17 protein-coding genes are annotated in these 25,504 nt (G+C 58.1%); 13 read left to right on the forward strand and 4 right to left on the reverse strand.

Translation table 11 applies throughout. The features are described 5' to 3' along the window. Positions 1–720 precede the first annotated feature (720 nt). The gene (locus QAZ47_RS05650; RefSeq protein WP_063169434.1) at positions 721–1,674 is read left to right on the forward strand and encodes an IS481 family transposase; all 954 of its coding nucleotides are present in this window, start codon (positions 721–723) and stop codon (positions 1,672–1,674) included. A gap of 203 nt (positions 1,675–1,877) precedes the next feature. Here QAZ47_RS05650 and QAZ47_RS05655 read toward each other — a convergent pair whose 3' ends face one another. Beyond that, complete coding sequence (locus QAZ47_RS05655; protein ID WP_063169433.1) at positions 1,878–2,162, reverse strand: DUF6804 family protein; 285 nt, start codon at positions 2,160–2,162, stop codon at positions 1,878–1,880. A 52-nt stretch (positions 2,163–2,214) separates the two neighbouring features. Beyond that, positions 2,215–2,454, reverse strand: coding sequence for a hypothetical protein (locus tag QAZ47_RS05660; protein WP_082826591.1), 240 nt, complete (start codon positions 2,452–2,454; stop codon positions 2,215–2,217). A 292-nt stretch (positions 2,455–2,746) separates the two neighbouring features. Between QAZ47_RS05660 and QAZ47_RS05665 the strand changes: the two genes are divergently transcribed. The 6 genes from QAZ47_RS05665 (at position 2,747) to QAZ47_RS05690 (ending at position 9,193) form a co-directional block, all read left to right on the forward strand. Further along, a complete protein-coding gene (locus tag QAZ47_RS05665) occupies positions 2,747–3,187 on the forward strand; it encodes a hypothetical protein (protein ID WP_126066778.1) in 441 nt (146 codons plus the stop codon). Positions 3,188–3,384: 197 nt separating this feature from the next. Then, entirely contained in the window at positions 3,385–4,824 is a 1,440-nt protein-coding gene (locus QAZ47_RS05670) for a hypothetical protein (RefSeq protein ID WP_063169430.1), read from the forward strand. After that, complete coding sequence (locus QAZ47_RS05675; protein ID WP_063169429.1) at positions 4,817–5,635, forward strand: hypothetical protein; 819 nt, start codon at positions 4,817–4,819, stop codon at positions 5,633–5,635. The genes QAZ47_RS05670 and QAZ47_RS05675 overlap by 8 nt, the downstream gene beginning before the upstream one ends. Continuing rightward, positions 5,635–6,951: a hypothetical protein gene (locus QAZ47_RS05680; protein WP_063169428.1), complete on the forward strand. Its 1,317-nt coding sequence runs from the start codon at positions 5,635–5,637 to the stop codon at positions 6,949–6,951. The genes QAZ47_RS05675 and QAZ47_RS05680 overlap by 1 nt, the downstream gene beginning before the upstream one ends. Then, positions 6,939–7,997 carry a hypothetical protein gene (locus QAZ47_RS05685; RefSeq protein ID WP_224571173.1) on the forward strand — a complete coding sequence of 353 codons (1,059 nt, stop codon included), beginning with the start codon at positions 6,939–6,941 and terminating at the stop codon, positions 7,995–7,997. Before QAZ47_RS05680 ends, QAZ47_RS05685 begins: the two co-directional genes overlap by 13 nt. A gap of 50 nt (positions 7,998–8,047) precedes the next feature. After that, a complete protein-coding gene (locus QAZ47_RS05690) occupies positions 8,048–9,193 on the forward strand; it encodes a DUF4236 domain-containing protein (RefSeq protein ID WP_095770037.1) in 1,146 nt (381 codons plus the stop codon). A 13-nt stretch (positions 9,194–9,206) separates the two neighbouring features. Here QAZ47_RS05690 and QAZ47_RS05695 read toward each other — a convergent pair whose 3' ends face one another. After that, a complete protein-coding gene (locus tag QAZ47_RS05695) occupies positions 9,207–10,037 on the reverse strand; it encodes a thermonuclease family protein (protein ID WP_127224212.1) in 831 nt (276 codons plus the stop codon). Between the two features lie 34 nt (positions 10,038–10,071). Beyond that, entirely contained in the window at positions 10,072–10,485 is a 414-nt protein-coding gene (locus tag QAZ47_RS05700; protein WP_082826711.1) for a MucR family transcriptional regulator, read from the reverse strand. A 702-nt stretch (positions 10,486–11,187) separates the two neighbouring features. Here QAZ47_RS05700 and QAZ47_RS05705 point away from each other — a divergent pair. The 6 genes from QAZ47_RS05705 to QAZ47_RS05730 all read left to right on the forward strand — a co-directional run bounded on the left by QAZ47_RS05705 (position 11,188) and on the right by QAZ47_RS05730 (position 25,481). Continuing rightward, complete coding sequence (locus QAZ47_RS05705) at positions 11,188–16,707, forward strand: DUF3320 domain-containing protein (protein WP_245437922.1); 5,520 nt, start codon at positions 11,188–11,190, stop codon at positions 16,705–16,707. Positions 16,708–16,778: 71 nt separating this feature from the next. After that, positions 16,779–18,038 (forward strand): DNA repair exonuclease, encoded by a 1,260-nt coding sequence (locus QAZ47_RS05710; RefSeq protein WP_063169423.1) that lies wholly within the window; start codon positions 16,779–16,781, stop codon positions 18,036–18,038. Further along, positions 18,035–21,508, forward strand: a complete 3,474-nt coding sequence (locus tag QAZ47_RS05715; RefSeq protein ID WP_063169422.1) for an AAA family ATPase — start codon at positions 18,035–18,037, stop codon at positions 21,506–21,508. Before QAZ47_RS05710 ends, QAZ47_RS05715 begins: the two co-directional genes overlap by 4 nt. Before the next feature lie 323 nt (positions 21,509–21,831). Continuing rightward, positions 21,832–22,998, forward strand: coding sequence for an ABC-three component system protein (locus QAZ47_RS05720; protein ID WP_063169421.1), 1,167 nt, complete (start codon positions 21,832–21,834; stop codon positions 22,996–22,998). After that, entirely contained in the window at positions 22,995–23,507 is a 513-nt protein-coding gene (locus QAZ47_RS05725) for a three component ABC system middle component (protein WP_063169420.1), read from the forward strand. Before QAZ47_RS05720 ends, QAZ47_RS05725 begins: the two co-directional genes overlap by 4 nt. After that, positions 23,508–25,481, forward strand: a complete 1,974-nt coding sequence (locus QAZ47_RS05730; RefSeq protein ID WP_063169419.1) for a DUF3732 domain-containing protein — start codon at positions 23,508–23,510, stop codon at positions 25,479–25,481. It begins immediately after the preceding gene. The last annotated feature ends 23 nt before the right edge of the window (positions 25,482–25,504 follow it).

The following is a 25,504-nucleotide window of genomic DNA, read 5'->3' on the forward strand; positions in this document are numbered from 1 at the left end:
GCGACGATTGAGGCGTTAAGATCCAGCCCATCGGGGCGACCATTCAGACGCTGATGGACAAGGTTCGCGACCTTTCACAGACGATCAAAGCCCTGAAAGACGATCTCCACCAGACAGCCGGCTATGGCCTGCTAAGAACCTAGCCAGCCGGCGAGTGCCCATCCCGGCCATTGTCAGCGAGGCGGCCATCCCAACAAGATCGCCTTGCCGCCACCGCCAATGGCGGATGCTGACAGCAGCGCCATAAGAACGCCAACGTAGATGGGGAAGATCATCCTCGGGCTATTCGTCCTTCCAAATGACAGTCTTCCCCCGAAAATCCCAATGAAATTTGAGGTTGGCTTTCAGTACCTCGGTGGGGATCCTCGGCTCGATCGCTGTGTGGAGAGCGTTATACGTTTCTCGGCAGAAGCTCGGCGGCGGGACATTCAGCTTGTACCCCGACGGGTACCTAAAATCTTGCTGAGAATTCATCAGGTCAAGGTTGTTGGCAATCATCTTCACGTTCCCAATCGGCGGCATTCCTAGGGCCACTGCGGCTTCGTAAATGTCCTCGATCTTGTGACCGAAGCCGAGCCGGAGACCGCGTTTCGACACGCCCTTTGAAGCTAGATACGCTTTCAAGAGGAGTTCTAGGTGTGAGCTTTCGAGAGGTTGTCCATTCGGACCGGACCGAGGAGACTGGAGTTACCACGCTTCAGCATCCATCGGAGGGTCCGAATGAACATCCACAAGAATGCCCGTCTCACACCGCTGCGTCGAGAGGAGATGGCGTTATCGGTGATAGAAGGCGCTTTTTCCAAAGCCCATGCGGCGCGCGTCTATGGCGTGTCGGCCAAGATCGTGGCGCGCTGGGTCGAGCGCTATAAGACCAAAGGGCGGGCCGGCATGGTCGACCGCTCGTCGCGGCCCACCGTCATGCCGAGCCTGACCGAACAGTCCGTGGCCGAGCGCATCGCAGCCTTGCGTCGCCAGCGGCTGACCGGCAAGCACATCGCCCATGAGGTCGGCGTCTCGCCCGCCACCGTCAGCCGGGTTCTCAAGCGTGCCGGGCTGTCGCGGCTCAGGGATATCGAGCCGGCCGAACCGGTCCGGCGCTACGAGCGGGAGCATCCCGGCGAGATGATCCATATCGACATCAAGAAGCTCGGCCGCTTCAGCCAAGTCGGCCATCGTATCACCGGCGATCCGCAAAAGGGCAAGTCGCGCGGCGCCGGCTGGGAGTTCGTCCATGTCTGCATCGACGACGCGTCCCGCATCGCCTTCTCGCAAATCCTGCCCGACGAGAAAAAGGAGTGCGCCATCGCCTTCCTCAAGGCCGCGGTCGCCTATTACGCCAGCCTCGGCGTCACGATAGCCCGCGTCATGACCGACAACGGCTCCTGCTACAGATCAAAGGCCTTCGCCAAGGCCTGCCGCGATCTCGGCCTCAAGCACGTCACGACAAGACCCTATACGCCCAAGACCAATGGCAAGGCCGAGCGCTTCATCCAGACAGCACTGCGCGAATGGGCCTACGCCATTGCCTATCCGACATCCGATCATCGTGCCGCCGAACTGCCTGTCTGGCTGCACAGATACAATTGGCATCGTCCACATGGCAGCCTAAAGTCAAAAACGCCTATCAGTCGCCTCGCCCTGATCGAGGACAACCTGTTGAAGCTCCACATCTAGGGCATGCGAAAATAGAAAATAACGGGCAAAAAGATGCGCCTTTTCCGACTCCGAGCCTAGATGGTTGAAAGCCTCGAAGTACTCCTTCGTCCGCTCGAGGAGATCTCCCGCATAAAGCGCCAACGGCTGTGACACGGTGACCCTCGGGCGCGCCTTGACCTTCGGCGTCTCAGGTCCACTCTTGGCCATCTCAGATTATCGGCTTAATTCCGGTGCCGGTATGCGACAAAGCCGAACAGAGTAGCCGCTGCGACGTTGAAGATTGCCCACAGCTCGCGCGGCAAATGAACCGGCATGAACGGGTTGAAGATCGCTGCCGCTCCAAACAGCGCCCAAGCCAGGGTGCGATTTTCAGGGCCTGATCGCCACACCATGGCTCCGCAGTAGATCCCGGCGAAAAAGACCACCACGCGGAGGAATTGGTAATAGCCGTACGGCCATGGCGCTACCGCCAGCAGCGAGGCAATAGCTACACAGATGCAGACCAACCGGACCGTTCCGGCCGGCGTCGAAAAGCATTATTTTCAGCAAACTTGATCCTCAAACGCCCAGCACGGTTGTTAGTGGAGTTTCGGCGCCCGCCATATATTTGAAAAGCCAGATTGCCCAAGTGATCGGCCAAATGAACGCCAACATCGCATCCAGGCTCAAGTTAATCAGGATTTTTACGACCACTGATGCATGGCCCTGCCATGTGTCGACGACATTCATCACGTAGGTGATCGGCCCGCCCAGCATGAAGAGGAGGCCCAGCGGAGCTGACATGATGTTCTTCAGCATGTTTGTGTCCCTCAGAAAGGCGTGACCTTCAGTGACAGTGATACGCGCCGGTCTTATGGTTGGTATGGCAACCGTTGGCATCAGTGCCGCCACTGTGTGCAAACGCGCCGGTCGCGCAAGCGATTATTGCAGCGGCCATAGCCGCGAGAAATGTTGTTTTCATTTTATTGCCCTCCCAAAGTATTTCAGACAGAGCACTATTGCCGGTCGGGCACAAGCTGCTCGTGGCACTGTGAACACAAATAGGATAGATGCTCCTCTGTGCAGGCCAAGATCGGGCGAGGAGAATACTTTGGATGGATTGCGATTGATGCACGTCCCGTTGGCGATCCTGCTGACATGGCCAAGGGTGGCGACGGCAAATGAATGCCTCTCGAAGTACACCAAGACCGACGTCTGCGCCTACGCAAAAAAAATGCAAACCGAAATGGCTCCAGCATTGCCCATGCTGATCAGTTCGAACATCTCCGTTCGGAGCATCATCGCAATCGGGCCAAGGATCGTTTTCAACGCCACCTGGGCTCAGACCGATGCGGAAGTAGACGCCAAATTGTTGGCTGCTGGCGTCTCGCGGCCGGTCTATGTCCAGAAGATCGATGAAATGACCAAAAACTATGTCTGTCGTGCGGAGGAACTATCTGCCTTCGTTCGCCTGGGCGGTGAGATCCAGTACACGTATACGACTGTGGATAATTTCCCAGTCGCGAACCCGCTCGTAGCACTCTGTCCTTAGAGCATCGCAGCACGGCTCATGACATGACTAGTCGCGGCCGATCAACCAGTTGATCAGCAGCCATGATCATTTGTTGGAACTCAATTGAGCCTGATCCGCACTAGCAAGTGGATAGAAGTGAATGTGCGGTTGCCCTTTAGCTCTACTATGCATAGAAACCACTCTGCCGGGGGGCGTAAAGTTGGGGTTGTGAGTGCGTGGGCTCTAAATTCGAAAAACTAAATAAGTTGCGTGACTCACTGCGAGAATCCAACCACGATTTTCGGGCGAGCACTCAGCTATTCAACAGCCTGGACCCTGCCAAGATCGACGGCGACCTGGATGTCATTAACCGCGGAAAGCAGCGCGGCGAGGTGAACCAACCCCCGAAAACGGCAAAGAATCTCGACGATGTCGAACATGCCATCGTGGAACGCGTTGAGGATGAGAAGAAGGCTGCGCATCACACTCTTGAGGACAACCTGCAACTCCTTGGAGGTCGTCTTGCCGGCCTCGATTTCGAGGAACAATTCGGTCTAATCCGTCAGACGAATGCCGCTAGCGTTTCGGACTTCAAAGCCTCGGTCGCCGTGGGCCTCGATGAACTTCACGGCCTGAGAAGGGCCCTGAACGACGCCGAAAAAGAGCATGCATGGTTTAAGGAGAAGCACGGTCTCGTTCGTGCCGCGCGTGTGCAGCACGGTGCCGCTCACATTTTCCGGCTATCGCTTCTGCTATTTCTGTTTCTGGTCGAGACAGCGATGAACGGCAACTTCCTGGCCAAGGGCAATGAGCAGGGATTTTTTGGTGGCATCCTTGAGGCTGCGGCATTCTCTTTCATCAACATCGGGGCGGCTTTGCTCCTGGCGGTTTTCTGCGCTCGTCTCGTCACCCATCGGTCGTTTTTCGTAAAATTCGTTGGGATCATTTCAATCCTTTTCTATATCGGCTTGGCGATTTCGATAAACTTGGCGCTAGCGCACTACCGTGAGGTCAGCGGCTCGCTCGCTGACGGCGCCGGCGCTGAGGTCATCCGTAATATGCTCGCCAATCCAGCGGGTCTCACGGACATCAAGTCCTGGTTGCTGTTTGCGATCGGCCTGATGTTTTCGCTTTTCGCTTTTATCGACGGCTGGTTCGTGCTCGACCCTTACCCAGGCTACACTGGCGTTGAAAATCGGCTCGTTCGACGGCGCGATGACTACATCGATCGAAAGAAGGAACTGATCGAAGAGCTGCAGGATGTCCGCGACGACCACAACGAAAAAGTGGAGGAAATCGTCAAGCAGCTTGGTAGTCGCCGGCGCGAGCACCGCGCGATTGTCGATCATCGATCGAGGCTTCTGGCTCTTTTTGCGCAGCATCAAGACCAATTGGAGCGAGCCTGCAATCAGCTTTTGTCGATGTATCGGGAAGCCAACATCCAGGCGAGGACCGAGCCGGCGCCCAAGCATTTCGGAACGCCCTACAAACTTGATCGCATCAAGCCATACGTCACCGGCGAGCGGGAGTGGAATGAGGGAGATGTTGGCGCATCAATTCGCCAGGCGCAGGAGGAACTCAACGAGCAGGTTCGTCTGATTGGTCAGGAATGCGAACGGGGAATTGAGCAGTACCGAGATCTTGATAAGCTTCACCCGGACAGCGTGAATGTCTAGGCGAACCCGCAGACGCAAGAAAGGCAATGCGGGTACCATTGCCGCGGCCATTGCCCTTGGTGTGCTATCCGTTGCGATGTTGGCCGGCTTCGGCTGGATGTGGACCAGGTCTGGCAATGGCCATATCGACGCCAACACGAATTGCCCATTGGACGGACCCTCCAGCCTGACCGCCGTCCTCATCGACGCCACTGATCCAATTTCGGCAACGACGATGGCTGATCTCAAGAACGAGTTCCGAAAGACCATTGGGCAGGTCGAGCCGGGTGGGTATGTGAGGATTTATACCCTGAGCTCGGCGCCTGGTGAGCTGACGGTGATGTTCGATGGATGCAATCCCGGTGATGGGTCGACCGTCGATAGTTGGACCAACAATCCTGCGCGGCGTCAAAAGAAGTGGGAAAACGCCTTCGGCGATCCTTTGAACAAACTTCCCGATGAAATCCCGAATGCGGCTTCCGCGAGCCAATCTCCGATCATGGCTGGAATTCAGAAAATCAAGCTGTCGCTCTTCGATAGCAGCTTGGCCAAACAGGGCAGTCCCAAGCGATTGGTGGTCGCCTCTGACATGATCGAGCATACGACGATTTACTCGCAGTACCGATCGGGACTGGATTACCAAAAATACCTCAACAGCGCCGCCGACCGCACATATGGGACGTCGCTGGATGGGGTGGGCATCACAATTCTTTATATCGATCGGGCAAAGAAGCCATTTCAGACCCTGGATCACGCGGAGTTCTGGACACATTGGGTCCAGAACCATCACGGCGAGTTCGAAAAGCTGGTTGGCTTGGATGGGTTAAACTGATGGCGAGAGCGCACGACAAACCTTTGCTGGATCATCCACGTCTGCCGGTCGTGGTTTTCGCGGCATTGACACTCGGCGGGTGTGTATTCATCGCCATTGCAAAACTCTCAGGCGTAAATCCGATCGTCGCGGCGGTAGCACCGGCCTGCCTGATGTTTTTCTATCTCGGGGTTTCGATCTTTGCTGGAAAGCTACAACTGCACGACGAGCAGACCGGCGATAACCTCTACTATATGGGCTTCCTGTTCACCCTGACGAGCCTTGGGGTCTCGCTGTTTCAGTTTGGAACGGAAGGCTCAACCGACACGATCGTCCAAAATTTTGGCATCGCGATCACGTCGACGATCACCGGTATTGCTCTGAGGGTTTTCTACAATCAGATGCGGCGCGATCCCGCGGACATTGAGCGAACGGCGAGGCACGAACTTGCCGACATGACACGGCGTGTAAGAGCCGAGATGGAAAGCGTAACCAGGGAGTTCGCCGACTTTCGTCGTGTCAGCCATCAAATGCTCGAAGAGGGCTTTGCAGAGATTGCCGAGCAAGCGGCACGCAATGGGGAGCACATTCGATCTGCCCTGGACAATATTGCCATGGAATCGATCAAGCCTGTCCAAGAGGCGTCTGCCAAGCTCAGTGACGCGTTGCAGCACAATTTCGGGCAAGTCGAAACCCAGTTTGCTTCGATAGCGAACCGCGTTGGAGCTGCAGCGGATTTGCTGGATAAAGCCAACAGCTCGATGTCCAACTCTGTTGGAAAGCTCGGTAATCAAGCCGACAATATGGCTGCCAAGCTGGAAAAGGTGGTTGTTCCTGATGAGGTGCTGAAGAACGATCTGGCGCCGATGGTCAAGCTCCTGGGTAATGCTGTCGCACAATATGCGATAAAAACCGAAACAGCCTCGCAAGAGCAGCAAACGCGGATGACCGGTCTTGCCGACGCAGTGATCAAGGTGGCGACTGGAGTGGAGAGAGCGGCAGCGGCCGCAGAAAAGACCGCAGAAACTGTCCAAGCGCAGCAGCGTTTGACTGAGGAGTTCATGGCTGTGATGCAGAAACACAGCAATGAAACACGCGGCCTCGTCGCAACCCTTACACAACATAGCCTCCCGGCCGTGCGCACTCCCCAGCCTCTGAGCAATGCGATAGCGAACGATGTCGAGCGAGTGGCGGCACCTTCCACTGTTGCCTCCCCTGTGGAGACGCCAATCAAGGTTTCGGATGACACGGAGGGCGACACCTTCCGATCGTTAAGCAGTCCGGCGGAGGTGGAGAAGGGTGAACCGCCAAAGAGAGCAAGTTGGTGGGGCAGGTGAGTGAGGTTAGCGGAACAGCCATTACGTTTGAGCGCAAGGGCTATGGCCGCGGCCTGATACTCGGCCTGACGATGGCTGAGACGATGCTGCTTCTCGTTTTCTGCCTTTTGCTTGCTGCAGGCGCGCTCATCGCCAAGACAAAGAAAGAGGCTGCGGCAGCGCAGAAGATTGCGCAGTCCCTCAATGAGAACGCTCGCAAGCTTGACGAGGAAAACAAGCGGTTGCTGGCTCAGCTGAATGCCATGGTCAAGCCTGCAAGTCGACGCAATGTACCAGATCAAGAATGGCGTGAATTGGTCCGGGCCAAAGAGGCCGCAGAGGCAATCAAAAAAGTGGGACTGACCCTTGAGGAAGCGGTGAAAAGCGCGCCGGCCGCCAAAGTCCTCTCTGACAACGACGTCGACGTTGATCAGGCCAAAGCCATGATCGAGAAGATGAAGGTTCTGCGCGAGCTCGGCTACGTTGGCACGGGCAAGACGTCCAAGGATCTTGCTGACGCACTGAAGAAGGCAAGGAACGAGGCCTCTGCTGACAAGCCACACGATTGGCCACCGATCATCAGTCTTAGCGAGCTCGATGGCTATAATTTCGATACTGGAAGTGCGGAGCTTTCCGGTGGCTTCAAAACGAAGTTGCGGCAGATGTCGAAGACCATTGCTGGAATTGCAACTTCCTATGGTGTGGACGTCATTGAGGTGATTGGCCACACGGACGAGCAGGCGATGTCCGGTGACTCATCGAATATGGACAGAGGCCTTCAGCCCGTACTGGCGCGCAAGATGGACATTGGCACACTCCATCCTGCCGACAATGCCGGGCTTGGATTAGCGCGAGCGATCTCCGTCACAGGCATCCTGCGCGATATGCCGGAACTGAAAGGCTTCACCATCCTGCCAATGTCCGGCGGCCAGTTGATATTGCCTGGCGACCGGCTCACCGACGGCGCACAGGCCGGCGACGTCAAGGCGAGGAGGCGAATTGAGATCAGGGTCAGGCAACGTTCGCGAGAGACAGATATTGGACTGGTTCCGGTACCAAAGTTGTGAGGCGAACTGCCCTTGGGTTTCGCTCACAGGGCTTGGGGGGGATTGCGGGGATGGGGTTTTACGTTCGAAAATCGATTAGTGCGGGACCTTTCCGCTTTAACTTCTCGTCTGGCGGGGTTGGCGCGTCCGTTGGCGTGCAAGGTCTTCGTATCGGGACTGGCCCACGAGGGCATTATATTCATGCAGGCGTCGGCGGTCTCTACTACCGAGGCACTTTGGGAAAGCGCAGCGCCAAGCAGACGCTGCAACTGTCTGAATTCCCATCTGGGCCAAAGCCCCATCCAACATCCTCACCCGTGGAATATGTCAGCGGTGGCGTCGTGATGAGAGAAATCGAGTCCGCCGATGTGATCGAGATGCGTGATGAGACATTTGCCAATGTGCTTGATGAAATCAATGCGAGGCAATCGCAGACGCGAATGTCGCTCATCCTGGCCGTGCTGTTTGGGATCGCCGGATTGATCGCAGGCGCAATGCTGGGAGGTGGGGTGGCGCTGATCGGTATTGCTGCCTTTTTGCCGGGCATGCTTATTGGCAACTGGTTGGACAGCTACCGCCGGGTGAGCGTGCTCTACTATGATTTGGAGCAGGACGCGGAGGCGGCCTACGGGCGACTTGTCGCCGCCTTTGACACGCTCACACGCTGCGCGGCGAGTTGGCATGTCGCGGCTGGTGGCAAGATAGAGGATCTGACGACTTGGAAGCGCAATGCGGGAGCCACGATGTTGGTCGATAAAAAGTCGACGACGCTCCAAGCTTCCTTGCCGACGGTTGTTCGCAGCAATGTCACACCACCGTCGATACACGTCGGCCGGCAAATCCTTTATTTCATGCCAGACATGATTTTGGTGAAGGACGGAAACCAGTACGGTGCCGTTGGGTATGGAGACCTCAGGACGCAATTTGCCCCCAGCAATTTTATTGAGACCGGCAAAGTTCCATCTGATGCTGAGATCGTGAGCTATACCTGGGCTCATCCCAATAAGAATGGCGGACCCGACAAACGCTTCAGAGATAATCGGCAGATCCCTGTCTGTCGCTACGAAGCCTTGCGGTTTTCTAGCCCATCCGGGCTCAACGAGCTGGTGGAATTTTCCAAGACAAACGTCAGCCAGCCCTTTTGCCAGGCTCTATTGGCACTCGCGCAAATGCACCGAAACGCTGGTGGCCAGTCCGGCTTGCTGAAAGCGCGCTAAGGAATTGGCTTGGTCAGCAAATGCCTTCGCACGGAATTCCGTCGCCGTCCCGGTCCAATTTGGGTCCCCAGCTACAGTTATTGAGATACCAGCGCGCCTCATCGCATGAGGAGATTTGCTTACAATAGCGACGCGGTTGACACGAATAGCTCTGAGCTATTTGGCGACGGCCTGTAAGGCCGTAGGATGTGTCATTACCGGGTTTATTGTTGGCTGCATGTGTTGCTCGCCAATCCCAAGGGGCTGTGAAAGTGCCAACCCAGATGCCAATCTTGGCCCTTTGGGCATCTGCCTGTTGTGACGCGTAACTACCATGGCTGTATCGAGGCCAATCCAGGGCATAACCCTGTTCGACCATCCAAGACGCAATGCTAGCACCGTCCGCCCGCTGACAATCACCAACGAAGCGGTTGTAACGATCCCACGAAACAAAGTTGCACTGGATGGGTCGGGATTGACTGAGGAAGATGTCCAGTGCTTCTGCGGATTTGCGGCCGCATGGGTATTCTTGCCCGCTTGCGTCGCTGCAGTTTTGGCTGCTTTCAGGTGCGTCGATGCCATTGAAACGAATACGCTGTCCGTGGATCTCGATCGTGTCCCCGTCAACGATGGACGCTACGCCGACGATAGGCTTCGGTTTTGACCCGAGTGCGCTTGCTGTATTGGGTCCCGCGATCTGGTTGCCCCACCCTGTAAAGTAGGAGGTGACATAAGCGCCCACTGCTAGCGTGATCACCAGGATCGCGGCTAATGATTTATGTGAAAAGAAACGCTTGCGCATAATTGAAACCCGGCCGCGTCTTGGCCGCGAGCTGCGGCGATGGGAATAGCGATCGCGATTCAATTTTCGATCCTTTGCGAAGCTGCCAAATGTTTTGCTAGCGCGTCTTTGACTTCTTGGCTGCTGCTTTCTTGGGCGCGGCTGCTGTGCGACCGAGGCCAATCGATTTTGCCAATCTGGAGCGATTGGCTGAATAGTTAGGCGCGACCATGGGGTAATCGTTGGAGAGGCCCCATTTTTGGCGATAGGCGTCGGGCGTCAGTCCAAAATGCGTGTTCAAGTGTCTCTTGAGGGACTTGAACTTTTTGCCGTCTTCGAGGCAGACGATGTAGTCTGGAGTGACTGAGCGCTTGGGGTTGACCGCGGGAACTTGGTCGGGTTTTTCCGGTTCGGACGGCTGGCCGATACGCGCTAATGACGAATTGATGCTGGCAATAAGGTCCGGCAATGAGGAGACCGGCACTGAATTCTTGCTCACATAAGCCGCAACGATATCGGCGGTAAGCTCCATCAGCGCGGTGGCCGTATTTTGGATTTCGTCAGTCACTTCATGGCTCCGGACTTCTGCAGTGAAATCCCGATCTATTACTTATCGGCTAAAAAAACCAGTAGAGGGAGGATACTAAATGCCAGGCGCTAATAGTGATGAATGTTAAAGCGCCAATCAGAATGCGGAACCACGAGAGACGGTGGATTGATTGGGCGCGGCGTTTTCTTTGTATGACCAGGAAAGCGGCTTGAGGCTCACAGGCGGATGCATTTAGATTTGGACGAGTAGGACCTACGCATGACATTTTCGAAAGACCCGCCGCCGGAGGTTAAGCCCCAGAAGGATAAGGCAAAGACTGGATCTGAATTGGACCGCGTTCCAAGTGCGGGAGCCATTCGGGTCCGCAACGGACTCTCTGTGTCAGAAAAAGACATTGTGGAGGCGGCTAAATACGGGGGCAGGGAGCGAGAATCCTCGTCGGATAGCGACTAGGCAAAGGGGGCCAAGAATGCAGGCTCTGACCCATATCACACGTCGCAATATTGGACGGTGTCCAGAAGTGATCGCAGTCGTTTCTAATTGAACACGGCTGTTTTTTCTTGCGCGAACGCTCTACGCGGGCTCTAGCTGGTTCTCCTTTCAAAGGGGATGTAAGTCTTGGACGTAAAACAGTCAGTCTTCCAAAGCGATCTCCCTCTAAAGGAGAAACTCGAGCGCGCCAGGATGGAGTTGCTCGATCTTTCCGCCCGCAATCGACTTTTGAATGTGCCGCGGTTTTCCAAGAGCGCGAAGACGATCGATATCGTCGATGAGAAGTCGTCCGAAATTTATCGATTGCTGGTGACCGAAGGAAAGGCTTTTACCTTCCTGGCCGGCAAGCCCGATAGGCCGAAAGCGGGCCAGGATGAAAGCAGCCCTCCAGACGAAGAGATCGACTATTCCCCCGTCGCTCTCGCCCAACCAGAGGACGATGGAGTCGATAACAGAGGGATATCCGCGCGGCACTCGGACACCAAGCTGCAGACGCGTATGACCCCAACTGGGCTGCAGCGGCGGCTCCTTGATCTCTACCATGATGCCCGCACACTCGAGGAAGAGCAGGGCGTCAATATCCTCTTTCTGGCCCTTGGAATGCTGAAGTGGATTGACCCGAACAACAAAGAGAACATCCGTCAGGCCCCCCTCATTTTGGTGCCGGTTCGGCTTGAGCGAGGGGCCGCTGGAGAAAAATTCCGCCTACGAGCCCGGCCGGAAGATCTTACCGCAAACCTCTCCTTGGAACTCTATCTCGACCGCATTCACAAGCTCGCTCTGCCGCGTTTTGAGGTGGGAGATGACTTCGACGTCTCGGCCTATCTCGATGCCGTTGCCGAAGCAATTTCGACCAAAGAGGGTTGGGAGGTGCTTCGCGACGATATGGTGCTCGGCTTCTTCTCGTTTGCGAAGTTCTTGATGTACCGTGATCTGGATCCGGATCTCTGGCCCGATGGCGCAAAGATTATCGAACAACCGAAGATCCGCTCGCTTCTTTCAGATGGTTTCGAAACACGCGAGCCGCTTATGTCGGACGACATAGCGATTGATCCGCACATTGCGCCCGCCGAAATGTTGCATATCGTCGACAGTGACAGTTCTCAGACACTGGCGATCCATGACGTCAGAAAAGGTCGCGACCTCGTTATCCAAGGTCCGCCTGGGACAGGAAAATCGCAGACGATCGCAAACATTATTGGGTCGGCCGTTGCCGACGGAAAGACCGTGCTGTTCGTGGCCGAAAAGATGGCAGCGCTGGAGGTCGTCAAGCGACGGCTTGACACTGCTGGGGTGGGGGACGCCTGCCTTGAGCTGCATAGTAACAAGGCGAACAAGCGCATGATGCTAGAGGAGCTGCGGCGAACCTGGCAACTCGGATCGCCCAGGGGCCAGCTTCCTTCTTCCCTAACTGATCGCTTGCTGGAGGCTCGCGATAAACTCAACGCACATGCTGCACGAATGCACGTTGCGTTCGGAGCGTCCGAACTCACTCCTTATCAGGTTCTCGGCCAGCTAACCCGACTAAGGCAGGTCGGTCAGAAACCAGTGGACATCGAACTTACGGATGCCACAAGCTGGACAACTGACGGCGTTTCGCAACGTCGCAAATTGCTCGATGAGGTCTCTCAGCGGATCAACGAGATCGGCTTGCCGATCCACCACCCGTGGCGGGGAGTTGGCCTGGATGTCGTTCTTCCAACGACCATTGAGAGGCTCGTCCCACGCATCGCGGCGTTGCTGGACCAAGCCAAGGCACTGCACGCCAAACTGGTCGGTATCGCTGAGCGGATCAAGGCCGAGCCTCCGAAAATTCTCAGCGACAGCGGCGAGATAGAAGATCGCGCTGAGCTTCTCGCGTCCGCGCCTGGACTTCCTGCCGAGGCGCTCGTCTCGCCGGTATGGGATGAGCGTCCGAAAGACATTTCATCGCTTCTCTGGTCAGGAACGGATTTCGCCCGCAAGTCCGAGGAACTTTCGGAGCAGTTGGCGGCAACGGCTATCGACACGCCAATTGAAGGTCTCGAGACAGAGCTTGCAAAGCTTCCCTCGGAATTTCCGAAAGATGGTTTCCATCGTGCGCGACAGCTCACCATTCTGCTCCCACGCTTGAGGGAAGAAGCTGAGCGCCTGAATCAGGAACTCGGATCGGCGATATTGCCAGACACGTTGGCAGGCTTGCTCAGGCTGGCCGTGACCGGCGAGCGAGTAGCGGCAGCACCTGACGCAAGTCCGGAGGCCTTCGCAGCCACCGTTTGGGACTCCGGACTTGAGCAGGCAGGCGACCTTGCCGACAGCGTAGCGACGCTTGAGGCTGCCAGAGCCGACCTTCAGGGCAAGGTTGTTGACGCGGCGTGGAGCACCGAGGTGGCCGCGGCGCGGCAGGCGCTCGCCACACACACGGGAATATTGAAAGCATTGAACGGCGACTACCGTCGCGCCACAGCACTTGCGCGGACTATTGTGGTCGACCCTAGCGCGCCTGCGACGCAGATAGTTGGTCTCCTCGACCTTTTGATGAAGGGTCAGGCTGCCGCAGCAAGAGTCCGCGAAGGCGACGCTTTTGGCCGTTCCGCCTTCGGGGCAGATTGGCGTGGGGAGCGATCGGCTTCCGCGCCACTGCTCGCGCTAGTGGAGTGGATGCGGACTCTACGAGGGCTAGGCCCCGAACCTCGGATTATCGCCGGCCGGATGGCGGAACGCTCCGAGGCCGGTGCGCGTGCAGCGCGCGTTCGCAAGGTTATCGAAATCGGTCGGCCAATTATCGAAGGTTTCTGGAACGATCTCGGGCACCTCGCGTCATCCATGCTAGGCGACGTGGCTTCCGCCGAGCGGGCCTCGCTGCAACTGATGGAAGCGAAGGCGAGCACTGTAGCTCAAGCCGATGATGCGTCACGACAGGTTCTGACTGACGTTCCGGATCTAATCACTGAGCGGGTGGAGCTACTGCGCCGACTAGGCAGACTACAAGCACTTGCTCAAGGGATCGATGCGGGAGAGAGCCTTGGCAAGTTCGTATTCGGCTCGTCGTGGCACGGTCGAGGATCCGATTGGGCCGCTCTCACGCAAGCCGAGCTTTGGCTGAAAGAAAATGGCTCGATCCGACATCTGGCTGCGCGGTTGCCTGAAAGAATCGAGATCGCAAACTCGGCACGTTCAGCACGTGAAGCGGCCCAAGCGGCAGCGCGGGAATTGAAGGCGCTTACAGGGGATTTGAAAGCCGATGCTCCCTCCTTGTTTGGAGTAGTCGATTTTCCGGACGTCGCGATAGGCGAGGTCGTTTCTCGGCTGCAGGGTTGGCTCGATCATCAGGAGCAGCTCTCGAAATGGGTTGCCTATGAAGAGCGATCCGAAACGGCCCGAAAGGCTGGACTGGGACAGTTGATAGACGGCCTAGCCAACGGCCAGATTACAACAGGATCGGCTCGATCAGTTTTTGATATGGCCTACTACGAACGAATGTTTCTGGCGATGGCGACCGATGAGCCGGAGCTGGCAAGGTTCGACGGGGAACTGCATTCCAGGGCTGTACGTGACTTCGCAGATCTGGACCGCCAGCGCATCAAGGCCGGCGCCATCGAAGTTGTAACGGCTCATCACCGGAAAATTCCTTCAAGAGACGGCGGAGCTGGACCTGTCGGACTGCTTCGTTCTGAGATGGCGCGCAGACGAGGCCACATGCCCATCCGGCAATTGATGCAGAAGGCAGGCCCTGCCATCCAGGCGCTGAAGCCAGTGTTCATGATGAGCCCGCTTTCGGTGGCGCAATTCCTGTCGCCCGGCCGGATGTCCTTCGATCTGCTCGTGATGGACGAGGCGTCTCAGATCCAGCCCGTGGACGCACTTGGCTCGGTCGCCAGGGCCAGTCAGGTGGTCGTCGTTGGCGACGAACGCCAACTGCCACCCACGACATTCTTCGCGAAGATGACAGGCTCGCAGTCTGAAGATGACGAGGGTGAGGGCGCGCAGGTCGCCGACATTGAAAGCATCCTCGGCCTGTTCACGGCCCGCGGCTTGCCGCAGCGTATGCTGCGCTGGCACTACCGTAGCCGTCACCAATCTCTAATCGCAGTATCGAACAGCCAGTTCTACGAGAACCGGCTTTTCATCGTGCCAAGCCCTTATACCCAAGAGGCAGGTATGGGGTTGCGGTTTCATCATGTGCCGGAGGGGGTCTTCGATTCCGGCGGCACAGGAACCAATCCGGTAGAGGCGAGAGCAGTAGCGGAGGCGATCATCCGTCATGCGAAGGTGAACCCGCAAGAGACTCTAGGCGTTGCAACATTTTCGGTTAGCCAACGCCGCGCGATCCAGGATGAACTCGAAGCGCTGCGGCGACTAAATCCCGACACCGAGGAATTCTTTCACGCTCATCCAAGCGAGCCATTCTTCGTCAAGAACCTCGAAAATGTTCAAGGCGATGAGCGCGACGTGATCATGATCTCGGTGGGGTATGCCAAGAATGCCCAGGGATACATGGCCATGCGTTTCGGCCCTCTTGGCGCGGAAGGCGGCGAGCGTCGGCTCAACGTCCTCATAAGCCGCGCCAAGCGCAGCTGCGAAGTATTCGCGTCCATCACAGACGAGGACATCGACCTGGAGCGTGGCAAAGGGAAAGGCATCTTCGCCTTCAAGCTCTTCTTGCACTACGCGAGAACAGGGCGAATTTCGCTTGCCCAAGTCACGGTTCGCGAAATGGATTCAATCTTTGTAGAACAGGTAGCCAACGCGCTGATCGAAATGGGTTATCAGGTTCATGCTCAAGTGGGCATTGCCGGCTTCTTCATCGACCTCGCAGTTGCGGATCCAGAGAGGCCAGGCCGCTATATTCTTGGCATCGAATGCGATGGCGCAGAATATCACTCATCTCGCTCGGCCAGAGATCGAGACCGGCTTCGGCAGTCGGTTCTGGAAGACCATGGTTGGATCATCCATCGCATCTGGAGCGCTGACTGGTTCCAACGGCCTCGTGAGCAGCTGGAGCGAACCATACTAGCGATTGAGGCCGCCAGAAAAGAACTCGATGAGCGGGCCGAATTGGGGGTCCAGAGAAATCGAGCTGTAGCCGTGCAGGTTGTTACGGTCGACCGAGGCAACGTGACGGAAATCGGTCTCGAAAGCACAAACGGATCCGAGACACCCAATCGAGCCTACGAAGAGGCCGAACTAAAGCGACCGGGATCGTTCGAACTCCACGAGACGCCCAGCGGAATCATGGCCGGACTGGTCGAGCAGGTCGTGGCTACAGAAACGCCAATCCATGTCGACGAAATAGTTTCGCGTATTCGGGACGCCTGGGGTCTGCAGCGGGCCGGTGGCAGGATTCAGGATGCAATCGAGCGGGGGGTAAGCATAGCACAGAGAGGTGGTTCAGTAGCCCGTCGAGGCAACTTCTGCTTCAAGCCAGGTGTTCCTGTTCGTCTCAGGGATCGCAGTGGGGTCGTGTCCGCTGGATTGCGCAAGCCCGAAATGATTGCGCAGGACGAGGTCGCCCAAGGCGCTATGGAAGTCGTGAAATCCAACCTCGGTGCGACAGAGGAAGAAATCGCCACAGGCGTTGCCAGGATGCTGGGCTTCAAAGCCACAAGCGCACAATTAAGGCAGCTGATTTCAGCTGGGGTCGCCGATTTGGTTGCCAAAGGAGTGTTACGGTCCCAAGACGGCTTGTTGGTGGCCGGCGAATCCGCGAGCGAGAAATTAGCTGAAGTGTAACGGGGCGCTGCAGCGCCCTCGTTGCAATTTCTGTCGAAGCTCGGAACACCTCTTTTGCTGGCGGAGGCCGAATGGCATTTCGATTCGTACACACGGCCGATATTCATCTCGACTCGCCGCTTCGTTCGCTGGCGATGCGAAATCCCGATCTTGCCGGGCTGGTGGGCGACGCCAGCCGCCAGGCATTCGTTTCGATAGTGGATCTCTGCCTTGAGGAACGTGTGGCCGCGTTGGTCATTGCTGGCGACCTATACGATGGCGACCAGACTTCAATGAAGACAGCGCGGTTCTTGGGCGCGCAGATGACACGCCTGCACCAGGCCGGCATCATGGTTTTCAAGATCCGCGGTAATCATGACGCCCTGTCGCGGATTTCCAAACAGCTGGTATTTCCCGACACCGTTACCATCTTTGGTGGTCGTGCTCAGTCGGTATTGCAGACAGCCGGCGGTCTGGACGTCGTATTCCATGGTTTGAGCTTTGCGAACCCTAAGGCGCCGGACAGCCTGTTAACCAAATATCCGGCGGCTCGTGAAGGGGCCGTCAACATAGGCATCATGCATACCAGTCTGGCTGGATCGCCAGGTCACGACGTTTACGCGCCCTGCAGCATCGCTGACTTGCACGCCCACGGTTTCGACTATTGGGCCCTCGGCCACATCCATGCTCGCCAAGTCCATCCTGGCGCCAGTGCCGTGGTGATGCCGGGAATACCGCAGGGGAGGGATATCAACGAGGCCGGTGAGAAATCAGTCACCCTGGTGACGGTGCGCCACGACCGTTCGGTGGAGATCGAGGAACGGCTGACCAGCGTTGCGCAGTTCGAACGGGTGAGCGTCGACCTTACCGGAGCGGTGGAGTGGCCCGAGGCCGTCGCGCGTGTTCGCTTCGCACTCGAAGAGATGCGGGCAACCGTCCGATCGCGTCATGCTGTGGCTCGCATTGGCCTGACAGGAACGTCACCACTGATGTGGGCGCTGATCCGCGACAGGGACCTCCTTCTTGCCGAAGCCGAACAGGCTGCGGAACAGCTAGGCCATACGTGGGTGGAGAAGCTCGAGCTTGACCTCGCGCCGCCTCGGACGGAGACCGCCGAGGATATTGCTGATCCGATTTTCGAACTCGAGCAATCAATGCGTGCCGATGCCACCTCGGAGGCCTTCCGCGCTGAGGCGAGGGCGTTCGTCCAAAAGATGGTCGCCGACCTTCCGGCCGACGGGCGGGATTTTGCTGGGACGGACGAAGCCGGGCTGGAACAGTTCCTCGATCAGGTGCTTTCCAAGGGCGCGGACTTGGTGACTGCCCGCCTTAAGGCCGGTGGATCGTCATGAGGTTGCGGCGCCTTGACCTCATTCGTTATGGAAAGTTCACCGATCGTTCGATCGACTTCGGACCCAAACCGGAATCCGGACCTGATCTGCATATCGTGTTTGGCCTGAATGAGGCCGGCAAATCGACTGCGCTTTCGGCCTATCTAGACTTGCTGTTCGGCATCGAGGAACGGAGCCGCTACAACTTCCTGCACGAGTACAGTGCCATGCGCATCGGCGGGGTGCTGGAACTGGCCGGCTCCGAACACACGTTCACGCGTACGAAACAGCGCAGTAATTCGCTATTGAATGCGACGGGCCAACCGGTAAGCGAGGTGGCGATCACGGCGCATCTCGCCGGTCTGTCGCGCGACGCCTACACGACGATGTTCTCACTCGATGACGAGACGTTGGAAGCCGGCGGAAAATCTATCCTGGAGTCGCGGGGCGACCTCGGCAAGCTTCTGTTCACGGCCAGCGCCGGTCTTGGGAACGCAAGTGATACGTTGAACGCCCTCGAGGCCGAAGCAGACGCTCTGTATCGGAAGCAGGCGCATGGAACCGAACTGGCGCTGTTGAAGAAGCGCCTTGTTGACGTAAAGTCGCGCAGGGATGCGATCGACACCCTTGCATCAACCTACGAGGGCCTGGAGGCCGAACGTCTCGATGCAGCGCAGCAGTACGGCCGAACCATCAGCGATCGGGCGGTGCTGGTGGCCAGGCTGGATACCTTTGCTCGTTACGTGCGTGCTGCGCCGATGCTGGCGGATATCCGGCGCAAGATTGCCCGGCTGGATCAGCTGCCGGACATCGCCTCCCCAGCCCGGACATCGACGGGAAGTGTCACCGAACTGATCGATGACGATGCCAGCCTCAGAACGCGGCTGTCCGCAAACATCGACGAGACCGAGCGCCTGGCGGAAAAAGTCACTGCGGTCGACGAGGACGAACCGATCCTGTCGATTTCCGAACGCATTCGCGGGCTGGCGGAGAGCAAGGTGCGCCATACCGCGGCTGGCTTTGACTTGCCCACTCGCAGGATGGAGCTGCAAATCCTCAACAACAGCGTGGCGAGCTGCCTTGCCGCCTTGGGCCGATCTTCCGAGGCGGATCCTGGCGCGCTGCTTCTGCCTGCCGTCACCGTTGGCGTCGTTCGCGCCATGGTCGAGCAGAGGTCCGGGATTGCTACCGGGATGCGTGCCGCTCGCGACGAAGCCGCGGCGGCACTCGATGCGCTGCAGGTGGCAAGGCAGCGGGTCGGCGAGGAAAGGGCGGTGCCCGAACCTGCCAGGGCAAGGCTGGGCTCGGCTTTGTCGAAAGCGCGAGCAAGCGGACACCAGGCAGAGATTAGGACGGCTCGCGAGGCGGAAGATGCGGGAACAATCCGATGGAAGGCGGCGCTCGCGCGCTTGCGTCCATGGAACGGAGATGCCCTCGCTCTCGCCAACGTCGCGGTTCCGAGCGCCGGGCAGATTGCCGCCTGGAAGACGGTAGCGTCAGAACTGGCAAGGAACACCGCCGTACTTGCCGAACGCCTTGCTGAATACGAGGGCAACCATGCCATGCTCGCCGCACGATTGGATGCCCTTCGTGCCTCGGGCGACATTGTCGACGATGAAGCGGCTACCGCCATCCGCCGAGTTCGCGATGATGCGTGGGCAACGCACCGCGCAGCGCTGACCGGTGACACCGCTGACGACTTCGCCGTGGCATTGGCGCGCGATGACATTGCCAGCGCAGGCCGGCTGGCCGGCGCGGCGGATCTGGCTGAGATCCGGGCAACTACGCGCGAGCTGGCCGAGGCCGCGGCCAACCTGTCACGCAACGGCATCCAACGCACACAGCTCGGCAAGGATGTGGATACCCAATTGTTGGAAATCCGCGCGGCCGCCAGGGACCTGCTCGGAGACGCCGTGGAACCTTCGTCTGAGCGCCTGATCGAAAGGATCGAGGATCAGATCGAGGCGCGCAGCGATGCGCTCGCTGCCTGGGAGCAGATCGAACTTGCTCGCTTGAAGGCCGAGCGAGCCGCTGACGCCGGCGAGCAGATACGCTTGGAAATGAGAGCAGTGCTGGGAAGCGTCGGCATTGTATCAGAGTCCAACGACACCCTCGAAGCAATCATGGCCATCGCGGAGCCGTTTCTGGATCGGCAGCGCAAGGTGGACGCCGAGTATGCCGAGGCGCTCAGAATGGTGAGCTCCAAAGAAGAGGATCTAGCGGCACGACGGGTTGCAGTAGGTGTGGCGGAGCGTCGCGAGGAGGAATGGCTGGCCGGCATTACCGAAGCACTCAAGGGAACTTGGCTCGAAAGCGGGCTCTCCGCATCCGGCGTCGGCACTGTGCTCGATCAATTGGCCGAACTTTCAAGAAGCCTGCAGGAACGGGACGACCTGCAGCTGCGTATCGACAAGATGGAGGCCGACAGGGCCAATTTTCTGGTCGAGGTCATCGCCGTTGCGGTTGAAGCCGACGAGCCGACGAAGGATACCGACCCGGAGCAGTTGGCCATCCGCCTTGCCGAGCGCCTAGAGCGTGCCGAGCGGACACGTGAAACGAAGGCAAGCCTCGGCAACGACCTGAAGCGCCTCAAGGAGGCGCGCGACATCCTCGACACTGAGATTTTGGCACACGAACGCCGCAAGAACGAGGTGCTGGGCGTCTTTGGTGTCGCCACTCTGCCCGAGGTAGTCGAACGCGATGAGCTGTTGCGTGAGCGCGATGGCTTGCGCACCACCGTCGCCGAACTTGAGGAACGGATAGTGGCGGAGCTCGCGGTCGACGGATTCGAGCAGGCCCGCTCGATCCTGGACGCGATCGATTTCGACGGCCTCGCGGTCGAGAAGGCTGAGGGTGAGCAGCGGCTTCGCCTGTTCGATGAAACCATCCAGCAACAGCTGATCCGGCAGACGCGCGCGGCCGACAAGCTGGACGCCATCGGCGGTGATAGTGCGGTTGCACGCCTGGATGCTGAACGGCGCACAACCCTGCTGGAAATCGAGGAGAAGGCCGTTCGCTACATAGAGCTGAAGCTTGGCATCATGTCGGCTGGCAATGCTTTGCGGATCTACCGTGAGAGCCATCGCTCCGGCATGATGGCGCGCGCATCAGACGCGTTCAAGCTAATGACGCGTGGCCAGTATTCGGGGCTGACAACCCAGCCTGTAAGAGGTGGTGAGGTTCTCATTGCTGTGCAGGGTGACGGGCAATCCAAGGTCACCGAAGCGCTTTCAAAGGGTGCACGATTTCAGCTGTACCTTGCCCTAAGACTCGCCGGTTATTACGAGTTCGCGCAATTTCGGCCCTCGGTCCCATTCGTCGCCGACGACATCATGGAGACGTTCGACCATATTCGCTCGGAGGAGGTTTTCAGGCTGTTCGGAGCGATGGCAAACACAGGTCAGGTCATCTACCTGACGCACCATAAGCATCTATGTGAAATAGCTGAGGCTGTCGTACCGGGAACGAGGATCCATCAACTCGCACAGTAATTTTCTCCGGAATACGTGAACGAACCAGTGAAGGACGCCGAATTTGACGGCAAGTATGCGCCCAAAGTCAGACGTTCCGGCAAACTTCGCGTTCGTCCAAAAGCGGACATATCGCCCGAGCCATAGACGGCCCCGATGTGCCCATAATGGACGTCCTGCAAATTCATTGTCCTGCCGAATCTGGACTTCGAGAGCTGGCCCTAAACAGCAATTGTATCGCGCCTAGCCGTCCTATCGCCGGGGCGCCAATTGTAAACAACGGCGAACTATACCAATATCGTTACTGGCTTCTTCCGGTGCGACTCGGGAGAACGGGATGGGCAATGAACGCGAAGACGCAAACGGGAAAACACAGCGCCGCTGGCCAATACCTCGGCTATGCGCTTCAACCTGTACGCCTTTGCTTTCACCTGCTCAACGCGCCTAGCGGCGCCTTGGTCTCTCTTGAACATTTAGACGATGTGGCGGTTCACCTGGTCGGCGGCGAAGTCGTTCTTGAGCAAAGCAAGAGCGCACTGAAGCAAAATCCGATATCCGACTGGGCTGCGGACCTGTGGAAGTCTCTGGCCAACTGGCTCAGCTTCATGGCGGCGGGAGAGATCGACCCGGCGACCAGCCATTTCCGGCTATATGTCACACCGGTGAAGGCGGGTGCCTTCGCGATCGCGCTGAACGACGCGAAAACAGATGCCGACGTGGAGGCGCTGGTCGCTAACCTCGCCAAAGCCCACAGCAAGCTGAAAGCTGCACCGGCATGCGACGCCGACGTCCAAGCTTTCCTGAACGCTGATGCGGCTCATTGCGCCGCCTTGGTCAAGAATCTCGCCGTTATCAGCGTCGATGCAGATCCCGTCGATCCGATACGCGCGATCTTCAAGCCGACGGTCTCTCCGCTCATCATCGACCTAGTGTGCGAACGCGCGATCGGCGCTGCGAAGGAGGCGGCGGACAGGCTGATTAGAGCTGGCAAGCCCGCCATCTTGGACGTGGACGCGTTTCAGGCCGAGCAAAGAGCATTTGTTCAGAAGAACAACCTTCCAGGGCTGCTGTCGTCTTTCACCAAGCAACCGCCTGTCGAGGCCATCGAACAATTGATCGCCGACCGTCCCGCCTTCGTCCGCCAACTCGAGCTGATCGAGGTGGGAGACGAAGCGTGCGTCCGGGCTGTTAGCGATTACCTTAGGACGCTCGCCGACATCTCGATCTGGGGCGAAAGCGGGCTAATCTTTGAGAAGAACCTAAGTGACTGGGACGATGATCTTGTCGGTCGCTATGAGCACGTCAGTGCAGAGGTGCACGACATACAGGCCGGACACCCCGCAACGGTTCGTGGTAGAATAGTTTACAGGCGCTGCGCGCAGTTGCAGCCTCCACTCGATGGTCGAGTCGTCCCCGGTCATTTCGTCCACGGATCATTCAACGCCCTTGCCCACGGCCTGCGCCTCGGCTGGCATCCCGACTACCAGACTCTTTTGGAGCCAGCGACTTGATTGAGGCTGGCCGATCGCACCTACCGCTCAGCGACCTCGCCCTTGTCCAGAATCCAGGACTTGGGGCTTTCGCATTGTGGCAATTTGGCCAAGGTTTCCAGGCTGAGGACGAACGTCCAGCGCCGTTCGCCTTGGCGTTTCTCGTGCTGCCAATCGTCCTGCATCGCGCAACGCTCGAAATCGTGACTTCGACAAACCGACCCTCTGGACTGGCGCTCTTCGCGGCCAAGCTCGGGAAGGAACGGGAACAACTCCTCGCCGTCCACGAGCGAGCGCTGCTGCTGCGTACTCTGACATTGCAATCGGCCGCTGTCGGTGTGAGCGGGCGGCTGCTGTCCGTGGATTACAAGGATGCTACTTTAAGAGCAAACGTACCAGAACCGAAACCGAGGAGGCTCGTCCTTCCAGAGCGCGTCAAGCACCTCGGACCTGCCTCGGAGAAATTGGGTTTCTGGTTTTCGAACCTGGGGACCGCGCAGGTGGCCAACCTGTTACGGGTGGAGTTCTAGATGTATTTCCAGCTTCGAAAACTGATCCTTTGGCCCCGCAATGGTGCAGCGCCGCGGGTCGTCAAGTTCGAGCCCGGTGTCGTCAACGTCATCAGCGGCGCGTCGAAGACCGGGAAGTCCGCCGTTATCCCTATTGTTGATTACTGTCTGGGCTCGGAGAAATGCGCGATTCCGGTGGGCGTAATCCGCGAGAACTGCAGCTGGTTCGGCATTCTGATCGAGACGCTGGAGGGCGAAAAGCTCTTGGCGCGACGCGAACCGGGGGACCAACAGAGCACAGGCGACATGGTGCTGCTGGAGGGCGCACAGGTCGAAATTCCGGAGACGATCACCGACAAGACCACCAATGTCGACACGGTCAAGCGCGCGATGAACCGCCTGGCAGGACTGACTGACCTCGACTTCGAACCAGGTACAGAGAATGGATTCAAGCAAAGGCCAAGCTTCCGCGACCTCATGGCCTTCACGTTCCAACCTCAGAACGTGATCGCCAATCCCGACGTGATGTTTTTCAAGGCCGATACGACGGAACACCGGGAGAAGCTAAAGACCATCTTCCCGTACGTTCTGGGCGCGGTCACGGCAAAGATTCTCCAGGCGCGGTTTGAGATCGATCGGCTCCAGCGCAACCTCCGCCGGAAGGAGGCTGAGCTACGCGCGATCGTGTCGGCAACTGGCGCTTGGCGGGCGGAGGCGGAGGCGTGGCTGCGTCAGGCAGTCGAACTTGGCCTAGTCGATTCCTCCACTGAAGTGCCGAAGGACTGGAGTGACGTTGTTGACCTGCTTCGGCGCGTGTCGAACAGCAACTCAAGTCTTGCTCGACCAAGCCTGGCCGGCATCGATGTGGTGCTGACGCGTCTGGAAACCCTTCGTGCGTCGGAAACTGAAATCGCCGCGCGACTTACCGAGCATCGTCAGCGCCTGAACGAACTGCGCCGTCTGGTGGAGAGCAGCGAGGCGTACGGCGACGCCATGCGCATCCAACGTGACCGCTTGGACCTTTCCACGTGGCTGAGGGACTTGGCCGACGAGTTCGCCGATCCGTTGGTCGCACTCGGGGACGGCGGCCGCGAGAAGGTCTTGGCCCTTTGCGACAACCTCGGCGGTCTGGAGATCCGACTGCGGACCCACCCTGCGATGTCTAACACGCTTGACAAGGAAATCCTGCGCCAGCGCGGCGCCGCTGAAGCGGTCCTATCTGAGTTGAACGATGTCCGTAGCGAGATAGCGGTGCTGGAACGGGACTCTGACGTCGCCCGAGACGAGGCCAATCGCTTCGATAGGCTTGAGCGCTTCCTCGGTCGATTGGAGCAGGCGTTGCACGTCTACGACCGCGCCGACCAGTCGTCGGATTTGCGGCAGGAACTCACCTCGCTGCAGGCCGATATTGCAACGCTGCAAAAGACGATCTCCGAGGCCGACATCCAGCGCAAGCTATTCAACGCGTTGCACCAAGTCTCCCATCATGCCAATCGGCTGATTCCGCAGCTTGACGCGGAGTGGCCCGAGGCCCCGATTAGGCTGTTGATTGAAGACCTGACCGTCAAGGTGACTAGGGGAACGCGTGAGGACTACCTGTGGGAGATTGGCAGCGGCGCCAATTGGCTCGCGTATCACGTCGCACTAATGCTTGCGCTGCAGCACTACTTCCTGGCCGAACCTCATCACCCAGTCCCTGGTCAGCTGATCTTCGACCAACCTAGCCAAGTCTATTTTCCTAAGCGGGCGGCGGGCGACGAGGGCCCCGACCTCATCGCGTGGAGGGATCAGGACGTGGTCGCCGTCAGGAAGGTCTTTGCGCTCCTAGGCGCTGAGGTCATGGCCGCGAAAGGTCGCCTCCAGATCATCGTGCTGGATCATGCAGATGAGGACGTCTGGGGCAAGCTTCCCGGAGTCAAGTTGATTGAGGAATGGCGTGGACAGGCCCTCGTGCCTCAGGCTTGGATTGCCGCCGCATCTTCCAACGGTGGATAATAATCTGCTGCCAGAGGAGAAGG

The organism is Mesorhizobium sp. WSM4904, assembly GCF_029674545.1.
Taxonomy (GTDB): domain Bacteria; phylum Pseudomonadota; class Alphaproteobacteria; order Rhizobiales; family Rhizobiaceae; genus Mesorhizobium.